The organism is Micromonospora sp. RTP1Z1, assembly GCF_033804685.1.
In the GTDB taxonomy this organism is placed as follows: Bacteria; Actinomycetota; Actinomycetes; order Mycobacteriales; family Micromonosporaceae; genus Micromonospora.
In genome coordinates, this window is record NZ_JAPFQV010000011.1 from 55237 (window position 1) to 78105 (window position 22869).

Consider the following 22869-nt stretch of genomic DNA (forward strand, 5'->3'; position numbering starts at 1 on the left):
TAGTCGCGATGCTCACTGGTCACGCTCCTCACGCCGGCGGCGGACCACCGGCCGTCGTGGTGCCTCCGGGGCCCGACGGGCCGCCGGGCGGGGGCGCTCCGGCTCCTGGCGCGGCTCCCGCTCCTCCCGCGGCTGCTGGCGGCGGGCCCGCTCGGGCTGCCGGCGACGCGGCGGCGCCTGCTCCTCCTCGGGCTCCTCCTCCTCGTACCCCTCGTCGAAGTCCTCGCCCTCCTCGTAGGCCTCGTACTCCTCTTCCTGCTCCTCCGGCGGACGACGGCGCTGCGGCGGACGCTGGCGGGCGCGCTCGGCCGGTCGGCGCTCCGCGCGCTCCTCCTCCGGCTCCTCCTCGGGCTCCTCCGCCCGGCCCTGCTCCTCCTGCTCGCGCTGCTCCTGCTCCTCGCGCAGCGCGGTCTCGTGGTCCTTGACCACCTGGGAGTCCTCGATCTCACCGCGCCAGCCCTCGACCGAGTCCGGGTCCAGGACGGTCTGGGTCATCACCTGCCGGACGAAGTGCTTCAGCTCCAGCCGCACCCGTCGGCCCTGGGCCCGCCACATGTTGCCGGTGTGCTCGAAGAGGCCCTGCGGGTGGTACTCCAGCACGACCAGGATGCGGGTCAGGTTCGGGCCGACCTCGTGGAAGCTGACCGTGCCGTCCACCGAGCCCTTCTTGCCCTTCGAGCGCCAGTGGATGAGGCGGTCCGGGAGCTGCCGGACGATGGTCGACTCCCAGCTCCGGTGCGACCAGAAGACCTGCGCCTTCCAGGTCATCTTCTCGTCGGACTCCTTGTCGGCCTGCTCGACCTTCTTCATGAAGCTCGGGAAGTCGCCGAACGTCGTCCACTGGTTGAACGCGACCCGGACCGGCACGCCGACCTCGATGGTCTCGACGATGTTGGTGACCTTGAGCTTCTTCTTGCCCTTGCCGCCCTTGCCGCCGCCACCACCGAACGCCGACATCAACTTCTCCTTACCGCCGGCCAGGCCGGCATGGAACATGGCCTTCATCGGGGAGTGACCCTCGGCGAGCTTCTGCGCGCCGGTGGCGGCGGCGATCAGGCCGGGGCCGCCGCCGGACTTCGCGTAGTCGCTGAGCCGGCCGCTGGCGCCGGTGAGCCGCTCGGTCACCACCTGGACCGCCCGCTCACCGACCGCGGTCGCCAGGTTGCGCAGCTCGCCGCCGAGCTGCTCGCGTGCCCGGTCCGCGAGGTTCGGGTTGGTCGCCATGATCACCGCCCCCGCTGCCGGCGCGCCGGGACGGGCCGCTCGTCGCGGTCGTAGTCGTCGCGGTCGTCGTCCCGGGCCTCGGGCTGGTCGTCGAGCTCCTGCTCCTCGTCGGGCGCCGAGCGCTCGCCGGCGGCCTCCTCTTCCGGCTGGCCGCCGCCGGACCTCCGGCGGAGCGAGTCGGCGCTGCCGCGCAGCTTTCCGCTGAGGGCGTCGATGCCGCTGCCGGCGGCGGCGCTCGCCGCCGCCTTGCCGGCCGTGGCCAGGGGGCTGCCGAGCCTGGAGAGGTTGCCCAGCTGGGGGGAGGCGTTCAGCAGGTTGGTGCCGTACTTCAGCAGGCCGCCTGGATTCTGGCTGGCCCGGCCGGCGGCCACCGCGGCGGCCAACGTGAGGGCGGTACGCAACTTCTTACGGCGGCCGAGGACGTAGCCGAAGCCCACCGCCAACGCGACCTTTGCTCCGCTCTTCATCAGTTCTCCTTCGCTCCCCGGGGGACGCGGACACCGCTTCGTCGGGCAGGCCGGAAACCAGCTCCGGGGAGTAGCGCGAAATAGGCCTGCGACCGGGTATCCCGTATTAGCGGACCCGGCCGGCAGTACCCGGGGGCCCACCCACGAAACATTTACCCGCAGTTCCCGCGGGGTTCGTCACAGGGCATTCGGATAGGCCGCCACGGCGGTGAGGAAGCCTCGCAAACCGGCCAGAAGAATTGTTTTTAGCAGGTAGAAGCCGCTAGTGCACGCATGGAAAGCAAAGGACTCAAAGGGCCGGCAGGGCCGAATCCAGACACATCTCCGCGCGCACCTTGCCGCCGTCCTCCCGCAATCGCGCGCCGCATTTCCGCAATACCGAAATCGCGCCGACGTTGTCCGGCGTCGTCTCGGCCACGACGGTGCGCATACCGGCCGCGGCCGCCGCGTTCAGCAGCTCCCGCAGCGCCGCCGCGCCGAGACCCTGCCCCCGGGCCGAGCGCCCCAGCCACATCCCCGTCTCCACGATGCCGGGCTGGTCACAGCGGGTCATCCGGACCATGCCGACCACCTCACCGCCAGCCAGGATGGCGTACATCCGGGTGTGGGTGGGGCCGCCCAGGCCGGCGAAGCTGGCCCGATGGAAGTCGCGGAAGGCCTCCCGGCGGGCCAGCGACCAGCCGGCCGGGGCGTCCACCACCGGGGGCATCACGTCGTCGGGCTCCGCCTCGGCGGCCGCTACGGAGAGCAACGGCTCCAGGTTCCGCTCGTCCACCGGCTCAAGCCGTACCGCACCCGCCACGTGCCGCAGTCTGCCGCCCCTACCGGCCGGCGTCCAGCCCTTCGGGCGGGGACTGCCGGTCCGGCGGAACGTACCGGCCGGTCGGACCTCCCGCTGTGTTTCGCCTCACGCTCCGCTGTCGGACCGGTCTCCCGACGGCGGACGCCCGGCTCAGTCCGCCGGGTCGAACTCGCAGAACACCACCGAGGCGTCGTCGGTCCGCTTGTGCCGGCGCAGCCGGTCCGCGTGGTCGCGCTCGGCGGCCCGGACCCGCGCGATCAACCCCTCCGGTCCCTCGACGGCGGTCACGTCCAGCAACCCCGCCCAGTCGAAGAGGCCGAACTGCTCGACCGCGCAGGACGCGCCGTCGCTGAGCAGCGCCGCCCGGCGCAGCGCCCCCGGTCCGCGCAGCGGCAGCGTCCCGGTCACCGCGTGGTACGCGGCGTCCGGGTCGGCGGCGGCCGCCCAGTAGCCGTGCGTCCGATTCATCCGCTCCCGCTGCACCATGACCGCGTGGCGGAACCGGGTCACCGGATCGACCTCGCCGCCCGGCAGGTCCGCGGCGGTACGGCGCAGCTCCGCCGTCGCGGTGTCCAGCCGCTCGTCGGAGACCACGCTCACCCGGCCGCCGGCGTCCAGCACCAGCGGGCTGTCGCAGAGCACCAGGTAGTCCACCTGGTCCCCGCCCTCGCGGAGCAGGCAGACGGTGGAGGACGGCGTCCCGGTGTGGTCGAGGTCGCAGTCGCCGCCGTGGTCGGCGCGGACCGCCAGGATGGCCGCCGCGAGGCTGCTCATCAGGGTCGCCGCCGGGCGGGCCGCCTGCGCCAGGCCGATCCGGGCGGCCAGGTGCCGGACGTACCACGCGGGGCCGTGCACGCACCCGGTGTCGAAGCCCTCCGGCACGGTCGCCCCGTCGAGCACCCCGACCAGCGGGCCGAGGCGGAAGACCACATCCTCGTTCTCCGGCCGGCCCGGCGCGGCGGCGGAGGCGGAGCGGACCCGCATCATCGGCGCCGCCCCGACCGGCCGTGCCGGCCGACTCCCGGTCGGGTACCGGCGGTCTGGTGCCCCCATCCGTTCGCTCCCTCCGTCGCCGCCCGCCTACCCGGACCGGGCGGCGACATGCGGGCGGGGACCGTCACCGGTCTCCGCCAACTCACCGGTACGCCCTGGTCAGCGCCGCCGGTTGCGCGCCCGCGAGGAACGCAGCCGGCGCAGCCGGCCGATCAGCAGCGGCTCGGCGGCCAGCGCGGCCGGGTGGTCGAGCAACACGTTGAGCAGTTGGTAGTAGCGGGTCGCGGATAGCCCGAAGGTGTCCCGGATCGCCTGCTCCTTGGCCCCGGCGTGCTTCCACCACTGCTGCTCGAACGCGAGGATCCGCCGGTCCCGTTCGGTCAGCCCGTCCGCCGGGTCGAGGGCCGCCGGCCCGCCCTCGACGTCGGGCGGCCCACCCTCGGCCGCCTCGACCCGCTCGTCGGGCTGCGGGGGCGCTTCGTTCCCGATCGCGGCGGCCGGCGCCGGATCCGCCTCGACGGCCGGGGCGGAACGCGGTGGCGGGACCGCCACACCGCCCTGCCGACGCTCGACGTCGACGCGTCCGGACGGCTCGGGCCGGTCGGTGGCGGCCGCGGAGGCGTCGGCGGACATGGCGCTCCTCGGGAGGGCGGGGGCCGGCGCGGTGGCACCGACCGGGGGGACCCCAGCCTAACCAGGGTCCGCCCCGGTCGCATCGGACCCGGAGTCCGCGGCGGTCACCGTCAGGAGATGTCCCGGCGCCGCATCGTCCAGAAGGCGGCGACCAGCACGAGCGCGCTGCCCAACCCGAGCACCAGCGCGGAGTCCTGCCAGGTGATCAGCATCTCCTTCGGACTGCACTGCCCCTGGCTGACCTCGCAGGACTTGTAGTCCAACAGCTTCCACTGCTTCTGGAACCAGGCCAGCGCGTAGGTGGAGAGCATCCAGCGCTCACCGAACCGGACGCCCGCCATCTGGACCGCCATCCGGATGCCGATCTCGCTGATGACACCGACCCCGACCGCGGCGCCGAGCGCCATCGCGGTGTGCCGGCCGAGCGAGGCGAGCGCGAACGCCACCGCCCCCACCGCCAGCACCAGGGCCAACGCCCGGACGCCGCTGATCGCCGTGGACTGCCAGACCCCCGAGGTCACCTTCGCGGTGCTGCCCCGGTACGTGCCGATCAGCCAGAAGGCCAGCGTCCAGAGCGCCCCGAGCACGACGCTCACCCCGAGCAGCGCGGTGAGCACGGCGGCCAGCTTGGTGCCGAGCACGGCCAGTCGTTTCGGACGCCAGAGCAGCAGGTTCATCATCCCGCCGGTACTCCACTCGGCCCCGACGAACGACGCCCCGACGAGGAACGCGAAGAGCGCGACCGCGCCCGCGAACACGGCCATGAAGTTGCCGAACTCACCGCGGAAGTCGAACTGGTACGGCAGGTTCCACTTCGGGTCGAACATCTCGGGCTGCGGCTGCCACTGCCGGCCGCAGTCGGGGCCGTACCGGTCCTCGGTCTTCTCGCCGCGCGCGGTCGCGGTGTCGCACTCGGCGACCGACCGCTCCCAGTTCTTGAGCTCCCGCTGGTAGTCGGCGTCCGACTTCGCCTGTGCCTCGGCGACCACCGCCGGGGAGAGCGTGTGGCTGGAGAAGGCGAAGGCGGTGGCGATGCCGGCCAGCCCGAGGACGAGCAGCACCAGCAGCAGCCGGGTGATTCGGCGCTTGGCCAGCCGACGCAGCTCGGTGACGTACAGGCTCATGCGCCCCAACCTCCCCCGGTGCCGCCGATGCCCGGCTCACCGACCTTCGTGGACTGATCGACCTGCCGGTGCTGGCCGGGTACCGGCGCGGTGGCGGTCAGTTCGAGGAAGACGCTCTCCAGGTCGACGGCGACCGGGGCCAGCTCGCTGACGTACAGGCCCTGCTCGGCGAGGAGGCGGCTGACCGTGGCCGGCTTGTCGACGCCGGCGAGCATCAGGTGGTCCGGCTCGGCGGCGACCCGAATCCCGGCCCGGGTGAGCACGTCGGCTGCCTGCGGGAGGTCGGTGACCGCCTCCAGGCAGACCCGGACCGCACCCTGCGAGTGCGCCGCGAGCACCTGCTCGACCGGGCCGAAGGCGACCCGGCGGCCCAGCGAGATGATGGTGACCGAGTCGCAGATGAGCTGGATCTCGCCGAGGATGTGGCTGGAGAGCACCACGGTCATGTCGGCGGCGGCGAGGTCCCGCATCAGCGTGCGCATCTCCCGGATGCCGCCCGGGTCGAGGCCGTTGGCGGGCTCGTCGAGGATCAGCAGCTTCGGGTTCTTGAGCAGCGCGGAGGCGACCGCCAGCCGCTGCTTCATGCCGAGCGAGTAGGTCTTCACCCGCTCGCCGGCCCGGTCGCGGAGCCCGACCAGCTCCAGCACCTCGTCCACCCGCTGCCGGGGCAGCTGCCCCGCACCGGCGAGCAGGTCGAGGGTGTCCCGCGCGGAGAAGTGCGGGAAGAACTGGGGGCTCTCCACGATCGCCCCGACCTGTGCGGCGACCACCGGCAGCGCCTGCGGCACCTCGTGGCCGAGGATCGCCATCCGGCCGCCGTTCGGCCGGATCAGGCCGAGCAGGGTCCGTAGGGTCGTGGTCTTGCCCGAGCCGTTGGGGCCGAGGAAGCCGTGCACCTGGCCCGCCTCGACCCGCATGTCGAAGCCGTCGAGCGCGTGCCGTACCCCGCGTCGACGACTCCGGTACGTCTTGCGGAGACCTTCGATCTCCAGGACAGCCGACAAGCTGACCTCCCCCGATGAGGCAATTGGTGACAGCGGACACCATACGCGGTATGCAGTGGAAGACAATATCCGGTATGCATCGGGGTTTCCCGGATTTCGCCTCAGGCGCAGATGACGTGCACACCCGCGTCGCGGAACGCCTGCACCACGGCGGGGTCGGCGCCGGAGTCGGTGACCAGGGTCTCCACCCGGTCCACCGAGCAGATCCGCGCGAACGCGTGACCGCCCAGTTTGGACGAGTCCGCGATGATCACCACCCGCTTGGCCCGGGCCACCATCAGGTTGTTCATCGCCGCCTCGCCCTCGTGGTGGGCGGCCGCGCCGAGCTGCGGGTCGATCGCGTCCACGCCGAGCAGGGCGACGTCCAGGGTCACCTCGCGCAGCAGCGCCCCGCCCAGCGGGCCGACCAGTTCGAACGACTTGGGCCGCACCACGCCGCCGGCCACCACCACCTTCATCCGCGAGCGGACCAGCAGCTCGTTGGCGATGTTCAGGGCGTTGGTGACCACGGTGAGCTGGGCGCCCTCGGCGCTGGTGTTGAGGTCCGGCCGGACGGCGAGGGCCCGGGCCACCTCGGTGCTGGTGGTGCCGCCGTTGAGGCCGACCACGGTGCCGGGAGTCACCAGCGCCGCGGCGGCCGCCCCGATCCGCTGCTTCTCGGCCGAGTGCTTGGCGGTCTTGTAGCGCAACGGCAGGTCGTACGAGACGCCGTTGGCCACCGCGCCGCCCCGGGTCCGCGTGATCATCTGCTGCTGGCCGAGCTGGTCGAAGTCACGCCGGATGGTCGCCTGGGAGACCTCCAGGCGGGCGGCTGCCTCTTCGACGCTGACCCGACCGCTGTCGGTCAGCATCTCGAGCAGCGCGTTCCATCGGGCGTAGCGGTCCACCGCGGGGGCCTCCAGAGAATCTGCACGGACGGTGATTGATTGCGTGCACAGTAGTGCGCGAAACTGCCAGTGCGCAAAACCTTGGTCTGCGCGATCTGGGAGCTGGTTGCCACGGCCACCCGGACTCGCGCAGAATGACGCGCGAAAGACGGCCATAATGAGCCGTATTGCGCAACGGTCTCCCCTGCGAGGAGTTGTCATGGCGTACGTGCACGCGGAGATCGCGAGCCAGCCCGACTGCTGGCGGGAGGCGGCGCGGCTCGCCCCGACCGTCGCCGACCACCTGCCGCGCCGCGGCGAGCGGGTCGCCGTGGTCGGCTGCGGCACGTCGTGGTTCATGGCGATGGCGTACGCCGGGCTGCGCGAGCACGCCGGCCAGGGCGAGACGGACGCCTTCCAGGCCTCCGAGTTCCCCACCGGCCGCCGCTACGACCGGCTCATCGCGATCACCCGCTCCGGCACCACCACCGAGGTGCTGGAGCTGCTCGCCGCGCTGCGCGGGCGGGTGCCCACCACCGTCCTGGTCGGCGACCCCGGCTCCCCGGCGGTCGAGCTGGCCGACGCGGCGGTGACCATGCCCTTCGCCGACGAGCGGTCCGTGGTGCAGACCCGTTTCGCCACCACCGCCCTGGCCCTGCTCCGCGCCCACCTCGGCGACAACGTGGGCGCGCTGGCCGCCGACGCCGAGGTGACCGTCCGGGCCCCGCTGCCGATCGACCCGGCCCGGATCGAGCAGGTCACCTTCCTCGGCCGCGGCTGGACTGTCGGGCTGGCCCAGGAGGCCGCGCTGAAGTGCCGCGAGGCGGCCACGTTCTGGGCCGAGGCGTACCCGGCGATGGACTACCGCCACGGCCCGATCTCGGTGGCCGCCCCGGGCCGGCTGGTCTGGGCATTCGGCGGGATCCCCGACGGGCTCCCCGAGGACGTCGCCGCCACCGGCGCCGCGTTCGTGCACAGCCGCACCCACGGCTGCCACACCGTGCTGACCAGCTGGGCGGCCGGACGTACCCCGGTCGACCCGATGGCCGACCTGATCCTCGCCCAGCGGTTCGCCGTCGCGCTCGCCACCAGCCGCGGCCTCGACCCCGACGCGCCCCGCCACCTGACCCGCTCCGTGGTCCTCGCGTGACCGGAGCCACCCCGGTCGTCGTCGCGCTGGACGTGGGCGGCACCGGGATGAAGTGCGCCCTGGTCCGCCCCGACGGCGTGGTGGTGCACGCCGAACGGCACCTCACCGACGCCGGGCGCGGCCCGGACGCCGTGGTCGACACGATCCTGGAGGTCGCCGAGGGGCTGGCCGGCAAGGCCCGCGCCGACGGGCTGACGCCGGTGGCCTGCGGGATCGCCGTACCGGGGGTGGTGGACGAGGCCCGCGGGGTGGCGGTCTGGTCGGCGAACGTGGGCTTCCGGGACGTACCGCTGCGGGAGCTGGCGGAGGCTCGGCTCGGCCTGCCGACGGCGCTCGGCCCCGACGTGCGCGTCGGCGGCCTGGCGGAGGCCCGGCTCGGCGCCGGGCGCGGCGCCGGCCACGTGCTCTTCGTCGCCATCGGCACCGGCATCGCCGCCGCCCACGTGGTCGACGGTTCCGCCGCCGTCGGCGCGCACGGCGCCGCCGGGGAGATCGGCCACATCCTGGTACGCCCCGACGGCCCGCGCTGCGGCTGCGGCCGCCCCGGCTGTCTGGAAGCGGTGGCGTCGGCCGCCGCGATCGGCCGCCGGTACGCGGAGCTGGCCGGCACCCCGGCGACCGCCGCCGAGGTGGCGGACCGGGCGGCGGCCGGTGAGCCGCTGGCCGGCCGGGTCTGGCGGGAGGCCGTCCAGGCGCTCGCCGACGGGCTCGCCACCGGCCAGGCCCTCTACGACGTGGCGACCATCGTGATCGGCGGCGGGCTGGCCCAGGCCGGTCCCCGGCTGCTCGATCCGCTGCGCACGGCGCTGCGCGAGCGGCTGACCTTCCACCGGGAGCCGCGCCTGGTCGCGGCGGCCCTCGGCGACGAGGCCGGCTGCCTCGGCGCCGCCCTGCTGGCGCTCGACGCCCTACCCTGACCTGCCCATCCCAGAGCTGTGGAGGAGACCTGATGACCGTGCGGGTGACCGGGAAGGTGGTGACCCCGACCGGCGTGATCCGGCAGGGCTGCGTGGAGATCACCGGTGACCGGATCCGGGCGGTCGCCGAGTACCCGTCCTTCCGCGACGGGCACTGGATCGTGCCGGGCTTCGTGGACATGCACACCCACGGCGGCGGCGGGCACACCTTCACCACCGGAGACGCCGAGCAGGCTCGCGAGGCTGCCACGTTCCACCTGCGGCACGGCACCACGACGCTGCTGGCCAGCCTGGTCAGCGCCCCCTTCGCGCTGATGCGGGACGCCACCGCCGCCTACCGACCGCTGGTCGACGCCGGCGTGCTGGCCGGCATCCACTTCGAGGGCCCGTACCTGTCGGCGGACCGCTGCGGCGCGCAGAACCCGGAGTTCCTCCGCGACCCGTCCACCGACGAGCTGGCCGAGCTGATCGAGGTCGGCGCGGGCGCGGTCCGGATGGTCACCCTGGCCCCGGAGCGGGACGGCGCGCTGGACGCGATCAAGCTGCTCGCCGCGCAGGGCGTGGTCGCCGCCGTCGGACACACGGACGCCACCTGGGAGCAGACCCGGGCCGCCGTGGCGGCCGGCGCGAGCGTCGGCACCCACCTGTTCAACGGCATGCGCCCGGTGCACCACCGGGAGCCCGGACCGGTGGTGGCCCTGCTCGACGCCCCGAACGTGGTCTGCGAGCTGGTCGCCGACGGCGTCCACCTGCACGACGGCATGCTCGGCTTCGCCGCCTCGGTCGCCGGCCCGGAGCGGGCCGCCCTGATCACCGACGCGATGGCCGCCGCCGGCATGCCCGACGGCGAGTACGAGCTGGGCGGTCAGGCGGTCACCGTGGCCGACGGGGTGGCCCGGCTGACCGGGGGCGGCGCGATCGCGGGCAGCACGCTCACCATGGACGCCGCCCTGCGGCACGCCGTGGCGGCCGGCATCGCCCTGCCGGACGCCTGCCGGATGGTGGCCACCACCCCGGCCCGGGCCATCGGCCTCGGCGACACGGTCGGCGCGCTCCAGACCGGCCTCCGCGCCGATCTGGTGGTCCTCGACGACGACCTCAACGTCGTGCGGGTGATGCGGGCGGGTTCCTGGGTGGAGTGACCGCAGGCGGCCGGAGCCGGGCCCCGGGTCAGCCGGCGGCGGGGACCTCGACGCCGAGGACGGCCTGCTCGTCGGGGCGGTGCACCAGCACGTCGGCCAGGAAGGACTGCATCGCCGGGCCCATGCCGACGTCCCGGCCGGCGCGCTCGGAGAGCAGCCACTTGTGCTCGATGATCTGCGCGAAGAGCTCCTGCGGCTCCAGCTTGCGACGCAGGTGCGCCGGCACCGCCCGGACCACCGGCTCGAAGACCTCGGTCAGCCAGCGGTGCGCGGCCTGCTGCTCGTCGGTCAGGTCGCTCTCCACCCGGTACGCGTCCAGGTCGTTGAGGAGCTTGCGGGCCTGGTTCTCCTCGGCGTCCAGACCGGTCAGGCGAATCAGCCGCCGGGTGTGGTACCCGGCGTCGACCACCTTGGGACGGACCAGATAGCGCCCGTTGCCGACGGTCGACAGGGCCACCTCGGCGACGTCGAAGCCCAGCTCGTTGAGGCGGCGGATCCGCCCCTCGATGTCGTGCCGGGCCCCCCGCTCGACCTGCTGCTCGTAGGTGACCTCGTGCCAGAGCCGCTCGTAACGCTGGACGACCTGCTCGCAGACCACCTCGGGGTCGATGGACTCGTGCAGCAGCCCGGCGGCCTGGAGGTCCAGCGCCTCGCCGAAGATGTTCACCCGGGCGATCTCCAGGTCCTCGCCGCGCTGGCCGTTGGAGAGGGAGCGGTGCAGGGCGCCGGTCTCGGCGTCCACCAGGTAGGCGGCGAACGCGCCGGCGTCCCGGCGGAACAGCGTGTTCGACAGCGAGCAGTCGCCCCAGAAGAAGCCGGTCAGGTGCATCCGGACCAGCAGCACCGCCAGCGCGTCGAGCAGCCGGTTCATCGTCTCCGGCCGGAGCGTGCGGGAGAAGAGCGCCCGGTAGGGCAGCGAGAACTGCAGGTGCCGGGTGATCAGCACCGGGTCCAGCGGCTCGCCGTCGTCGGCCTGCCGGTCGGCCACGATCGCGATCGCCTCGACCGACGGGAAGTCGATCCGCTCCAGAGCCCGGAGCAGGTCGTACTCCCGCTCGGCGACCCGCTCGCCGGTCTCCTTCACCGCGTAGACGTACTCGCCGAGTCGGACGAAGCGCACGATGTGCCGCGAGATGCCCTGCGGCAGCGCGACCAGGTGCTGGGCAGGCCACTCCTCCAGCGGGGTCGACCAAGGGAGGTCGAGCAGCGCCGGGTCGACGAGGGCCGAGGTGATCCGCACGGGGACAAGTGTGCCGGCTCACCCCGCCGGAGCGCTTCCCTTCGTGGTTGGGCACACAGCCACCGATGCCCGCGCCGGCCCGGCGCCGGCCGCGGCCGGTAGCGTGGTCGCGTGCGGGAGACCATGGGGGTACGCGGCCGGGTGCGGCTCCGACCGGTCCGACCGGCCGGCTGGTGGTGTGACGCCCTGCTGCTCGCCGCTCTGGTCGCGCTGACCGTCGCGCTGAGCACCGGCCATCTCTTCGGCGTCGACCCCGCGGTCGCCGACTGGGCGGCGGCCCACCGGCCCACCGGCGCCCGGTGGACCGCGATGATCCTCAACTACCTGGGCCAGGGCACCCCGCTGACGCTGCTCGCCGCCGGGCTCGGCGTGCTGGTGGCGGTCCGGCTCCGCTCGGTCCGCCCGGTGCTGCCGCCGGTGACCGCGTTCGTGCTCACCTACCTGACCATCGGCCCGCTGAAGGTCTGGACGGCGCGTCCCGCCCCCAGCGCCAGCATCAAGGAGCCGTTCCTCCCGCCGGAGCGGACGCTGCCGCTCTTCCAGCACGACCTGCCGGTGGGTTACGCGCAGTCGTACCCGTCGGGACACGTCGCCAACGCCATCGTCTGGTACGGCGTGCTCGCGTTGCTTCTCGTTCCGCTGCTGGGCAGCTTCGGCCGTGCCGTTCCGGGGCGGCTGGTCACCGTGGTCCGGGTGCTGCCACCGCTGATCGTGCTCTCCACCACGACCTACCTGGGCTGGCACTGGCTGACCGACTCGGTCGCCGGGCTGCTGCTCGGGCTGCTGCTGGACCGGCTGCTGCGCCGGGTGCCCTGGGACGACGTGCCGCTGCCCGGCCGGTTGCGGAACTGGGACCGCCCGTTCACCTCGGTCCCCTAACCTGCGCTGGTGGATCAACTGACGCGGCGACTGGGCGTACCCGATGCGGTGGTCATCGGTCTGGGGTCGATGCTCGGCGCGGGCGTCTTCGTGGTCTTCGCCCCGGCCGCCGCGGCGGCCGGCGGCGCCGGGCTGCTGGCCGCGCTGGCGCTGGCCGGCTTCATCGCCTTCTGCAACGCGACCAGCGCGGCCCGGCTGGCCGCCCGCTACCCGGAGTCCGGTGGGACGTACGTCTACGGCCGGGAACGGATCAGTCCGTTCGCCGGCTTCGTCGCCGGCTGGGGGTTCGTGGTCGGCAAGACGGCGAGCTGCGCGGCGATGGCACTGACGATCGGGGCGTACCTGTGGCCGGGGCGGGCGCGGCTCGTCGCGGTCGCCGCGGTGGTGGCGGTGACCGCGGTGAACGTTCGCGGCATCGGCAAGACCGCGGCGGCGACCCGGGCGCTGGTCGCGGTGACCCTGGCCGTGCTGGCCACCGTGGCCGTGGCCGGCCTGACCTCCGGGGACCTCTCCGCCGGCCGGCTGGACGGCCTGGCCGGCGTCGGGATCCGGGGCGTGCTGACCGCCGCCGGCCTGCTCTTCTTCGCCTTCGCCGGGTACGCCCGGATCGCCACCCTCGGCGAGGAGGTACGCGACCCGGAGCGGACCATCCCGCGCGCGGTGCCCGTGGCGCTCGGCATCGTGCTGGCGATCTACCTGGTGCTGGCCGTGGTCGCGCTCGGCGTGCTGGGCGAGGGGCGGCTGGCCGCGTCCGCCGCGCCGCTGGTCGACGTGGTGAGCGCCGCGGGGCTGCCCGGCCTGGCCTGGCTGGTCCGGGGCGGCGCCACCGTGGCAGTGACCGGGGTGCTGCTCTCCCTGCTCGCCGGGGTGGGCCGGACGACGCTGGCGATGGCCCGCCGCCGCGACCTGCCCGGCGCGCTGGCCGCCGTGCACCCCCGGTACCGGGTGCCGCACCGGGCCGAACTGGCCGTCGCCGCCGTGGTGGTCGTGGTGGTCGCGCTCGGCGACGTGCGGGGCGCGATCGGCTTCTCCAGCTGCACGGCGCTCGTCTACTACGCGATCGCCAACGCCTCGGCGCTCACCCTGGGTCGGGATCCGGCGCGGAAGCTCCCGGTGCAGCTCCTCGCCGCCCTGGGGCTGCTCGGCTGCCTGGTGCTGGCGGTCAGCCTCCCGCTGACCAGCGTGCTCGCCGGCTTCGGCGTCCTCGCCCTCGGCGCCGCCTGGTACGCCCTCCGCCGCACCCGCACCAGCCGCACCTGAACCAGGCTCACTCCTCCGGCTGGCGCGGGACCGGGGCGCCGGCGGGGGCCGGCTCCGGCGGCGGGGTGGTCTCGCGGAGCAGGGCGCCCAGCCCGGCCCGCCGGGCCACCACGGTCAACCGGTCCCCCGCCGAGATCACCATCCGGGGATCGGCGGTCCAGTCGGTCCTCTGCCCGGACCGGGTGTGCGCGAGCAGGCGTACCTCGCCGGGGCGGGCCACCGCGGCGAGCGGGCGGCCGTCCAACGGGGACCCGGCGACCACCGGCACCTCGGTGACCAGCAGCGCGTGCCGGCCGATGGGGATGGTGGCGATCACCGCCCGGTCCAGCAGGGCCACCCCGAACGAGGGCGCGGCCAGGTACGACACGCTGCGCGAGATGCCGATGCCGAACGCCCGCTGGATCCGTTCGGCGAAGTCGCCGTCGAAGAGCCGGAGCACCACGCGCAGCTCGGCGTTGAGCGCCCGGGCGTTCAGCGCGGCGCGCAGGTTGGTGCCGTCGTCGGTGGAGACCACCACCAGCGCCTGGCAGGTGTCGACCGAGGCGGCCCGGAGCGTCTCCTCCAGCCCGGCGTCGCCGACGATCATCGACACGCCGAGCCGGTGCGCGAGGGCCGCGCCGCGTGCGTCCGGGACCTTGTCGATGGCCACCACCTCGACCCCGAAGTCGTGCAGCTGGGCCATCACCCGGGTGCCGATGTTGCCGAGCCCGACCACGACCACGTGCCCGGAGCGGTCCGGCTGGATCCGGCCCGCGTGCAGGGCCAGCCGGGCGTTGACGATGCCGTCCACCACCGCCGCGGTGATCAACGGGATCAGCGCCAGCCCGGCAAGGTTGAGCACCACCTGCATGACCTGCGCGGCGGCCGGCTTGGTGACGTCCGGGTCCTGCCCGCTGAGGGTGGTGACCAGCGTCAGGTAGATCGCCTCGGTCCAGCTCAGATCCACCGCGCGACCGTTGAGCCAGCCGAGCAGGGCGATCACCGCCAGCAGCAGCATCACCGCAATGCCGATCTTGCGGGTGGCGAAGCTGCGGACCGCGCGGAGCAGCACCGCGACCGGCTGCCGCCGGCGCCGGGCCCGGACCAGCCGGCGGGCGGCGAGTTCCGTGCCGGGCGGCTGGCCGGTCGCCTCGGCGAGCACCACGTCGGCGGCGGGCTCGTCCGCCGGGAGCACCCGGACCAGGTCGGGGTCGGTGGTGACGGCCAGTCCGCAGACCACGTCCCCGGGGCGTACGTCGGCGCGTCGGGCCACGTAGAGGGTGCGTCCGGCGTGCCGGAAGTGGGTGGGGGCGAGTTCGCCGAGCGCGGCGGCCACGAAGGCCGGGGCGGCCATGGAGGCGTCGGAGAGCACCGCCGAGTCGGGGAAGAGCTGCCGTACGCCGTTGGCGAGGCTGGTGTTGAACATCCGTACCACCAGGCGCAGCCGCGGCTCGACCTCCTGGGCGCAGAGCGCGGCGTGCATGTTGCCGACGTCGTCCTGATGCAGCAGGGCCAGCCCGTCCGCGCCGGCCAGGCCGGCCCGGCGGAAGGCCGTCTCGTCCAGCCGGTCGGCCCGGATCACCTGGACGCCCTCGATGTCCCGGCCGTCCGGCCCGTCGGAGCGGCGGCGCCCGGGCACGACCAGGGTGACCCGGACCCGGCCGGCGGGCGACTCGGTGGCGAGCAGCCACCTGACCACCCAGTAGGCGAGCGGGTCGGAGCCGCAGACCACGTAGTGCGGGCGGGTGTCACCGTTCATCCGGAGCCGCCAGCCGGTCGCGCGGCGGGCGCGGTCGCGCAGTGGCTCGGCCATGCCCGGATCGTAGTCAGCCGCTCGCAGCGCGCGCAGCCCCGCGATCATGAACGCATGGCGTGGCCCGCCTCGGACCGCGAGCGGCGCTGCCTGCTGCCGTCCGACGGCTGAACCGGGAGACTGGAGGCTCCATCGCCGGGGAGAGGTGCGGCATGGCACTGTCGCAAGTGGTTGGTCGGCTCATCGGCGTACGCGAGCACGTGGTGGATCCGGGCGGCGGCGGCGCGTCCCGCGTGCCGCGCCCGGCCGCGGCGGTGGTGGTCGGCGGCGGGATCGCCGGCATGTCGGCGGCGGTGGTGCTCGCCGAGCGTGGGGTGGACGTGACGGTGCTGGAAGCCGCGCCCACCCTGGGCGGCCGGCTGGGCGCCTGGCCGGAGAACCTGGCGGACGGAACGCAGCGCAACGAGCACGGCTTCCACGCGTTCTTCCGGCAGTACTACAACTGGCGGTCGATCCTCCGCCGGGCCGACCCGGGCCTGGGCTTCCTCCGGCCGATCCCCGGCTACCCGATTCTGAGCGCCGAGTGGCCCACCGAGGAGTTCGGAAAGCTCCCGCCCGCGCCGCCGGCGAACCTGCTCGCGCTGCTGCTGCGCAGCCCGAGCCTGCGCCTGGCCGACCTGCGCGGGATGGACCGGGACGCGGCGCTGTCGCTGCTCACCTACGACCCGGTGCGCACCTGCGCCGAGTTCGACCGGATGACGGCGGACGAGCTGCTCAGCTCGCTGCGGCTGCCGGACCGGGCCCGGGCGATGCTCTTCGAGGTCTTCTCGCACTCGTTCTTCAATCACGAGGCGGAGATGTCGGCCGCCGAGATGATCGCCCAGTTCCACTTCTACCTGCTCGGCAACCCGGAGGGGCTGGCCTTCGACTGCCCGGACGAGGACTACGCCACGGCGATCTGGGAGCCGCTGACCCGGCATGTCGAGAAGCACGGCGGGCGGGTGGTCACCGGCGTCGCCGCCGCGCGGCTGGACCGGGAGCCGGCGGGCTGGCGGGTGACCGCCGCGGACGGCTCGTCGTACCGGGCCGGGCACGTCGTGCTCGCCGTCGACCCGCCCGCGCTCGCCGCGCTCGTCGCGGCCTCCCCCGGCCTGGCTGCGGCGGCGCCCCGGCTGGTGGAGCGGATGCCCGCGTTCGGCAGGCCCGGTCCGCCGTACGCGGTGGCGCGGTACTGGATGGACGCGGACGTGCGCGCCGACCGGGCGGTGTTCAGCGGGGTGTCCCGGCAGCCCACGCTGGATTCGGTCACCCTGTACCACCGGCTGGAGAACGAGCCGCGCCGCTGGGCGGAGCGCACCGGCGGCTCGGTGGTGGAGTTGCACGCGTACGCCTGCGAGTCGGACGTGCCGGCCGAGGAGCTGGCCGAGCGGATGCGGGTCGAGCTGACCGGGCTCTGGCCGGAGGCGGCCTCCCTGCGGGTCCGTGAGCTGCGGGCCCGGGTGGAGGCGCGGGCGCCGGCGTTCAGCCCGGGCAGCGACACCTGGCGGCCGGGGGTACGCACCGACGCCGACGGCCTCTACCTGGCAGGGGACGGCATCCGCACGGACTTCCCGAGCGCGCTGATGGAGCGGTCGGCGGCGACCGGCATCATCGCCGCGAACCACATCCTGCGCACCGAGGGCGGGGCGGCCGAACCGCTCCGGTCGATCCGACCGCGTGGCCTGCTCGCCGGCCGACGATGATCACGATCCGCCGCCGCCCGTCCGGCGGCGGATCGAAATACGTTGCCCGCCTTTCCGGCACGGAACTACCGTGACCCCGCAAGGTCAACCACCGCTCCGGGAGCCGTCGATGTCGATGCCGCACGTCACCACCGTGCCGTCGTGGCTGCGCAGCGACGGTTGCCGAGCGGAAGGTCCGTTCGCCGGATGGCCCGACTGACGCGTGCCCGCACGTGTCCAGCCGCCCGTCCGCGCACCGGACCGGGCGGCTTTTCGCTGTCCGGGCCGGAATCCGCCACCGTCTGTCGAAGGGAGCCCCGGTGGACGCCGTCCTCGTCATCAACGCCGACCTCGGCCCGCTGCACCGGGTCACCGTCCAGCACGCGATCCGGATGCTCTGCCGACGGGTCGCCGAGATCCACGAGGCCGAGCCGGACCAGCTGATCGGGGTCTTCCCGGTCCCCCGGGTGGTCCGCCTGGTCCGGTACGTGGTCACCCGCTGGCGGTTCAGCGCCGGACCGGCCTGGTCCCGGGCCGGCGTGCTGCGCCGCGACGGCCGGCGCTGCGCCTACTGCGACGCCCCGGCCGGCACCATCGACCACATCCTGCCCCGCTCGCGCGGTGGCCGGAACACCTGGCGGAACACCACCGCCGCCTGCTACGGGTGCAACCAGCGCAAGGGCGACCGGACCCCGGCCGAGGCGGGCATGCCGCTGCGGCGGGAGCCGGCGACGCCGAGCTGGGCGGCGCTCGCCGGGCGGTGACGGACCGGCCGGCGGGCACAGGGGGCCGTGTCGGGGGTACGCCTCCGCCGCGGCGCCCGCCGGTCCCGCCGCGGGCCGCGCAGGGCGACGACCTGACGGCTGACGGCTGACCGCCGGCGCGGCGCCCACCCCGGCGGGTCACCGCCCCAGAACGGGCCTTGACGTACCCGTCGACGGCAGCCGGTCACACGACGGTCAGGGACGGCCGGGCGGCGCCCAGCCGAAGCGCGGCGGCCGGCGCTCGTTCGCCGCCGCCACCCCCTCCCGGGCCTCGCCGCTGGCCCGGACCTGCCCGTGCCACCAGGCGATCCGCTCCTCGTCGGCCCGGTCGTCGACGATCTCCTTGGCCGCCGCGACGGTCAGCCGGGAGCGCTGCGCGATGGCGGCGGTGAGCGCCACGACCCGGGCGGCCAGCCCGTCGGGCGGCAGCACCTCGTCGACCAGGCCGACCCGCAGGGCCCGGTCGGCGTCGATCAGCTCGCCGGTGAAGAGCAGGTGCTTGGCGGCGGACGGCCCGACCAGCCGGGCCAGCCGCCGGGTGGTCGGCGCGGGATAGACCAGCCCCAACCGCGCCGGCGGCACGCCGAAGCGGGCGTCCGCGGCGGCGATCCGCAGGTCACAGGCGACGGCGAGCTGGCAGCCACCGCCGACGCAGGCGCCCTGGATCTCGGCCACCGTCGGCTTGGCGAAGGTGGCCAGCCGCTCCTCGGCGGTGACCGCGATGCTGGCGTCCCCGGCGTCCAGCAGCTCGTCCAGGTCGCCGAGGTCGGCCCCGGCGCAGAACGTGCCGTCGGCGCCGGTGAGGACCAGCGCGTGCACCGCCGGGTCGGCCTCCAGCCCGTCGAGCAGCACCGGGAGCTGCCGCCACATCGCCGCGGTCATCGCGTTGCGGCGGGCCGGGTTCCGGATCACCACCGTCGCCACCGGGCCGGTCACCTCGACGGTCAGCTCCGCGTCCGACATGTCCTCCCCCTCCGGCCCGGCGACCGGGACCCGGCCGACCGTCCGGCCGACCATAACGGCGCGGGCCCGACGACCACCCGCGTGGGGTGGCCGCCGGGCCCGCCGGGGGGACGGCTACGTCAGGAGACGTTGACCGCGGTGTCGTCCACCACGAAGGAGGTCTGCAGCGAGATGTCCTCCACGCCGGTGAACTTCAGGGTGACGGTCTGGCCGGCGTACGAGGCCAGTGAGAAGGACTTCTGGCTGTACCCGGCGGCCTTGTTCAGGTTCGAGTACGTGGCCAGGGTCGCCAGCACCGTCCCGGACGAGTTGAGTACCTGCACCCGGAGCGTGTCGTACGCGATGCTGGTGGTGGTCTCGGACGTGTCGATGTGCAGCCAGAAGCTGAAGTTGTACGACCCGCAGCCGGCCGGCAGGCTCACCGCCTGGGAGAGCGTGTCGGTGTGGCTGATGCCGTACCCGTCCAGCCAGGCGTTCCAGGTCCCGCCGTGGGTCGGCTGGCCGCTGGAGCCGTACTGGCCGATGACGCCGGCGGTGGAGGCCCAGACGGTGTTGCCGGACTCGAAGCCGGGATTGCCCAGCTTCTGGCCCGCGCCGGTGCAGCCGCCGGTGCCGTTGACGGTCAGCGTGTAGGTCGCCGTGTGGTTCACCGAGGTGCCGGTGCCGGTGACCGTGACCGAGTAGGTCCCGGCTGCGGCGCTGGACGTGGTGCTGATGGTGAGGGTGGACGAGCCGCCCGAGGTCACCGAGGACGGGCTGAACGACGCGGTCGCGCCGCTCGGCAGGCCGGACGCGGAGAACGTCACGGTCTGCGCGGTCCCGCTGGTGGTCGCGGTGGACACGGTGGTGGAGACGGCGCTGCCCGGGTTGACCGAGCCGGAGGTCGGCGAGAGCGAGACCGAGAAGTCGTTACCGGTCGAGCAGGGCGCGTCGCTGCCGGAGACGGCCACCGCGGTCCACGCGGCCTGGACGGCCTTGTACTCGGTCGAGCAGCTGCCGTACAGGTCGGTCGCCGCGCGGAGGCTGTACGCCCGGGCGGTGTTCGACGGGGTGGTGGTGTTGACGTACGACGTGTTCGACGTGAAGTAGACGTCGAGCGCCCGGAACCAGATCTTCTCCGCCTTGGCGCGGCCGATGCCGGTCACCGCCGGGGCCGAGCCGCAGACCGGCGAGGTGCCGTACGCGGTGGCGCCGGTGCCCTCGGCCAGGTTGAAGTAGAAGTGGTTGGCCGGGCCGGACGAGTAGTGCACGTCCTTGTTCTTGGTGCTGGTGGTCCAGCAGCTGTCGGACGAGCCGTCCAGCGACGGGTTGTACATGTAGCGCAGCGGCGTGCCGTTGCCGTTGATGTCGATCTTCTCGCCGATCTGGTAGTCGCCCGGGTCGTTCGGGGCGGCGGCGTAGAACTCGACCATGGTGCCGAAGATGTCGCTGTTGGCCTCGTTGAGGCCGCCGGACTCACCGGAGTAGGTCAGGCCGCCGGGGACCACGTTCTCGGTGACGCCGTGACTCATCTCGTGGCCGGCCACGTCGAGCGACACCAGCGGCTTGGCGTTGCCGGAGCCGTCGCCGTAGGTCATCTGGGAGCCGTCCCAGAAGGCGTTGACGTAGTTGCTGCCGTAGTGCACCCGGCTGGGCACGCCGGTGCCGTTGCCGAAGATGCCGTTCCGGGCGTGCACGTTCTTGTAGTAGTCGAACGTCTTGGCGGCACCGAAGTGGGCGTCCACCGCGGCCGACTGCCGGTTGGAGTTCGCGCCCGTACCCCAGGTGTTGTCCGCGTCGGTGAAGGTGGTGCAGGTCGACGTGCCGTTGTTCATGTCGCAGGTGCTGCCGTTGCCGTGCGACGGGTCGATCATCTGGTACGTGCTGCCGGAGAGCGTGGTGTCGATGCTGACCGTGCCGGCGTAGATGCTGTTGCCGGTGCCCGCGACGTTCTCGATCTCGTCGTACGACCCGACCACCTTGCCGGTGGTGGCGTCGATGATGACGTGCAGCTTCGACGGGGTCTGCTTGTCGGCCTTCATGCCGGAGGCGACGGTCTCCCAGGCCAGCCGGCCGCGGCCGGAGCTGGCGTCGACGAAGAGCTCCGGCGCGCCGACGGAGGTGAGCGAGCCGGAGAAGGCCTTGCGGGCGCTCGCCTTGGCGGTGGCCGCGCCGACCTTGGCGGTGGTGCCCAGGGTGAGCGGTGCGGCCAGGCCGACCGACGTGCCGGCGTAGCTGCCGTTGGGGGCGGTGTGGACGACGAAGTCACCGCCGTAGACGCGCAGGCCGTGGTAGGTCCGCGTGTAGCGGGTGTGCGACGCACCGTTGGAATCCACCTTCGTGCTGTAGGCCTGGTAGGACTCACCGCTGGCGCCCTGGACGGCGCCGGGGTTGCTGCGGAGCAGGCTGTCGGCACGAGCTGCGGCGGAGGATTCCGGGGCGGGGGCGCTGGGGGTTGCCGCGTGCGCCGCGGTGACGACGCAGGTCAGTACGCCGCTGGTGAGCAGCGCTGCGCTGACGGCGGCGAGGGTTCTTCTCACGGGCCCTCCTGACGGGGGAGTGTGTGACAGGGGGTAGTCACGCATGTAGATATACTGATACACCGGGGAAAAGAGAAGGGGGGAAACGCTTCCAGCCGGCGACACTGGCCGTTCGGATGAGGCGGCCCAGGTGATGGGAACCGGGCGGCACCCGCGCGCGTCCGACCGACATGAGATCAACCGTGACAATCGTCAAGATCGCCGCACTGCTCACCGTCCTGAGCGGGTGCTCAGCGACCGACCCGTCACGACCTGCGCCTGAGGCCTCCGCATCGGCCGCCACGACCGCTTCGGGCGCCGCCTCGACGGCCCCCACATCTACCCCGCCGAGCGTCCCGGCGACGGCGGGTGGCAGCTCGCCGTCGGCCCAGGCCGTCCGGATCGTGCTGGCCCGGTCGGGCGGCCTCGCCGGGCTGGCCGGCACGGTGACCGTCGAGCCCGACGGCCGGTGGACGGTCGCCGAGCGCGGTGGGGCGACGCGTACCGGCCGGCTCGCCGGGACGGATCTCGACCGGTTGCGGCAGCTCGCCGCCGACCCTCGGCTCGCCGCCGAGGCCACCCGCACGCCGTCCCCGACCGACTGCCGGGACGCCTTCACCTACCAGCTCACCGTCGGCCGGACCGTGACCGGCTACGTCGACTGCCCGAGCGACGGGGCCCGCCCGCCGGTGACGGCATCCGTGGTCGAGCTGCTGAACCGGGTCACCGCCCGCTGAGGTGCTCCGCCCGCCGCCGGGCGGGAAGCGGTGGCAGCCCCTCTGCTCGCCGACGACGCCACAGGTTCCCGGCGCGTCGGACACGTGTCGACGCCGCGCAGCGGTCACACCCGGTAGTTGGGCGGGAGGCCGGCGCCGCGCAGCTCCGACGGCAGATGGGCCACGTCGTTGAAGGCGATCAGGTTGGGTGGGCCGCCGGTGCCGTAACGGATCACGGTCAGGCCGGCATTGTGATGGTTCAGGCCCAGCCAGCGCCGCTTCGGCGCGTCCAGCGCGTGCCGGACGAACCAGGCGATCAGGAAGTTGTGCGTGATGACCAGCTCGCGGACGTCACCCTCGGCCGGCGCAGTGGCGAACCGCTCGACGGCCGCCGCCGCCAGTCGCGGCCCGTCGACCCGCTCACGCTCCGAGAACCCCTCCAGGAACCGCCCGTACGCGGGTGGCAGGCCGGCCGGGTCGGTGTCGTCCGGCAGGTAGTCGCCGGCCAACTCGGAGGCGTACACCGGAACGCCGGGCAGTGCCGCGGCGACCAGCTCGGCGGTCTCGGTGGCACGACGCAGCGGGCCGTGGTGGACGGCGGCGAACGGTACGCCGCGCAGCCGCTCGCCGAGCAGCGCCGCCTGCCGGTGGCCACGTTCGGAGAGCCCGATCTCCGGCGACTCGACCTCCGGTCGGTCCTGCTCGCCGTGCCGGACCAGGTAGAGCAGGCGGCTCGCCATCTGTCACCTCATACAGGATCGGGAGGCGCGATCG

At 73.8% G+C, this 22869-nt stretch carries 21 protein-coding genes; 8 read left to right on the forward strand and 13 right to left on the reverse strand.

The features are described from left to right. Window positions 1–12: 12 nt before the first annotated feature. The 8 genes from SLP03_RS08580 to SLP03_RS08615 form a co-directional block, all read right to left on the reverse strand. Entirely contained in the window at window positions 13–1224 is a 1212-nt protein-coding gene (locus SLP03_RS08580) for an SRPBCC family protein (RefSeq protein ID WP_319459985.1), read from the reverse strand. A 2-nt stretch (window positions 1225–1226) separates the two neighbouring features. Beyond that, a complete protein-coding gene (locus tag SLP03_RS08585; RefSeq protein ID WP_319459986.1) occupies window positions 1227–1691 on the reverse strand; it encodes a hypothetical protein in 465 nt (154 codons plus the stop codon). Between the two features lie 289 nt (window positions 1692–1980). Then, window positions 1981–2493 carry a GNAT family N-acetyltransferase gene (locus SLP03_RS08590; protein WP_319459987.1) on the reverse strand — a complete coding sequence of 171 codons (513 nt, stop codon included), beginning with the start codon at window positions 2491–2493 and terminating at the stop codon, window positions 1981–1983. Between the two features lie 150 nt (window positions 2494–2643). Beyond that, the gene (locus tag SLP03_RS08595) at window positions 2644–3546 is read right to left on the reverse strand and encodes a hypothetical protein (RefSeq protein ID WP_319459988.1); all 903 of its coding nucleotides are present in this window, start codon (window positions 3544–3546) and stop codon (window positions 2644–2646) included. A gap of 99 nt (window positions 3547–3645) precedes the next feature. Further along, window positions 3646–4119 carry a DUF3263 domain-containing protein gene (locus SLP03_RS08600; RefSeq protein WP_319459989.1) on the reverse strand — a complete coding sequence of 158 codons (474 nt, stop codon included), beginning with the start codon at window positions 4117–4119 and terminating at the stop codon, window positions 3646–3648. 110 nt (window positions 4120–4229) lie between these two features. Then, window positions 4230–5243, reverse strand: coding sequence for an ABC transporter permease subunit (locus SLP03_RS08605; protein ID WP_319459990.1), 1014 nt, complete (start codon window positions 5241–5243; stop codon window positions 4230–4232). Next, window positions 5240–6247 carry an ABC transporter ATP-binding protein gene (locus tag SLP03_RS08610; protein WP_319459991.1) on the reverse strand — a complete coding sequence of 336 codons (1008 nt, stop codon included), beginning with the start codon at window positions 6245–6247 and terminating at the stop codon, window positions 5240–5242. The genes SLP03_RS08605 and SLP03_RS08610 overlap by 4 nt, the downstream gene beginning before the upstream one ends. A gap of 101 nt (window positions 6248–6348) precedes the next feature. Further along, window positions 6349–7134: a DeoR/GlpR family DNA-binding transcription regulator gene (locus SLP03_RS08615; protein WP_319459992.1), complete on the reverse strand. Its 786-nt coding sequence runs from the start codon at window positions 7132–7134 to the stop codon at window positions 6349–6351. A 199-nt stretch (window positions 7135–7333) separates the two neighbouring features. On the opposite strand from SLP03_RS08615, the gene SLP03_RS08620 reads away from it, so the two are divergent. From SLP03_RS08620 to nagA, 3 genes are read left to right on the forward strand one after another with little or no spacing between them, the layout of a single operon-like run. After that, window positions 7334–8263 (forward strand): SIS domain-containing protein, encoded by a 930-nt coding sequence (locus SLP03_RS08620; RefSeq protein WP_319459993.1) that lies wholly within the window; start codon window positions 7334–7336, stop codon window positions 8261–8263. Beyond that, window positions 8260–9180, forward strand: a complete 921-nt coding sequence (locus tag SLP03_RS08625) for an ROK family protein (RefSeq protein WP_319459994.1) — start codon at window positions 8260–8262, stop codon at window positions 9178–9180. Before SLP03_RS08620 ends, SLP03_RS08625 begins: the two co-directional genes overlap by 4 nt. A gap of 32 nt (window positions 9181–9212) precedes the next feature. Then, the gene (gene nagA / locus SLP03_RS08630) at window positions 9213–10322 is read left to right on the forward strand and encodes an N-acetylglucosamine-6-phosphate deacetylase (protein ID WP_319459995.1); all 1110 of its coding nucleotides are present in this window, start codon (window positions 9213–9215) and stop codon (window positions 10320–10322) included. A 28-nt stretch (window positions 10323–10350) separates the two neighbouring features. Here nagA and SLP03_RS08635 read toward each other — a convergent pair whose 3' ends face one another. Then, a complete protein-coding gene (locus SLP03_RS08635) occupies window positions 10351–11562 on the reverse strand; it encodes a DUF4032 domain-containing protein (RefSeq protein ID WP_319459996.1) in 1212 nt (403 codons plus the stop codon). 141 nt (window positions 11563–11703) lie between these two features. On the opposite strand from SLP03_RS08635, the gene SLP03_RS08640 reads away from it, so the two are divergent. Further along, a complete protein-coding gene (locus tag SLP03_RS08640) occupies window positions 11704–12441 on the forward strand; it encodes a phosphatase PAP2 family protein (protein ID WP_319460037.1) in 738 nt (245 codons plus the stop codon). A 9-nt stretch (window positions 12442–12450) separates the two neighbouring features. Further along, window positions 12451–13701: an APC family permease gene (locus SLP03_RS08645; RefSeq protein ID WP_319459997.1), complete on the forward strand. Its 1251-nt coding sequence runs from the start codon at window positions 12451–12453 to the stop codon at window positions 13699–13701. Between the two features lie 7 nt (window positions 13702–13708). Here SLP03_RS08645 and SLP03_RS08650 read toward each other — a convergent pair whose 3' ends face one another. Next, window positions 13709–15493, reverse strand: a complete 1785-nt coding sequence (locus SLP03_RS08650) for an NAD-binding protein (protein ID WP_413644488.1) — start codon at window positions 15491–15493, stop codon at window positions 13709–13711. A gap of 152 nt (window positions 15494–15645) precedes the next feature. On the opposite strand from SLP03_RS08650, the gene SLP03_RS08655 reads away from it, so the two are divergent. Further along, entirely contained in the window at window positions 15646–17175 is a 1530-nt protein-coding gene (locus tag SLP03_RS08655; RefSeq protein WP_319459998.1) for an FAD-dependent oxidoreductase, read from the forward strand. A 299-nt stretch (window positions 17176–17474) separates the two neighbouring features. Then, window positions 17475–17918, forward strand: coding sequence for an HNH endonuclease (locus SLP03_RS08660; RefSeq protein WP_319459999.1), 444 nt, complete (start codon window positions 17475–17477; stop codon window positions 17916–17918). Between the two features lie 195 nt (window positions 17919–18113). Here SLP03_RS08660 and SLP03_RS08665 read toward each other — a convergent pair whose 3' ends face one another. Both SLP03_RS08665 and SLP03_RS08670 read right to left on the reverse strand, forming a co-directional pair. Further along, the gene (locus SLP03_RS08665; protein WP_319460000.1) at window positions 18114–18881 is read right to left on the reverse strand and encodes an enoyl-CoA hydratase/isomerase family protein; all 768 of its coding nucleotides are present in this window, start codon (window positions 18879–18881) and stop codon (window positions 18114–18116) included. A gap of 119 nt (window positions 18882–19000) precedes the next feature. Next, window positions 19001–21400: a M4 family metallopeptidase gene (locus tag SLP03_RS08670; protein ID WP_319460001.1), complete on the reverse strand. Its 2400-nt coding sequence runs from the start codon at window positions 21398–21400 to the stop codon at window positions 19001–19003. A gap of 383 nt (window positions 21401–21783) precedes the next feature. Between SLP03_RS08670 and SLP03_RS08675 the strand changes: the two genes are divergently transcribed. Continuing rightward, the gene (locus SLP03_RS08675) at window positions 21784–22116 is read left to right on the forward strand and encodes a hypothetical protein (RefSeq protein WP_319460002.1); all 333 of its coding nucleotides are present in this window, start codon (window positions 21784–21786) and stop codon (window positions 22114–22116) included. Window positions 22117–22220: 104 nt separating this feature from the next. Here the strand turns inward: SLP03_RS08675 and SLP03_RS08680 are convergent, their stop codons facing one another. After that, window positions 22221–22835 carry a histidine phosphatase family protein gene (locus SLP03_RS08680; protein ID WP_319460003.1) on the reverse strand — a complete coding sequence of 205 codons (615 nt, stop codon included), beginning with the start codon at window positions 22833–22835 and terminating at the stop codon, window positions 22221–22223. Between the last annotated feature and the right edge of the window lie 34 nt (window positions 22836–22869).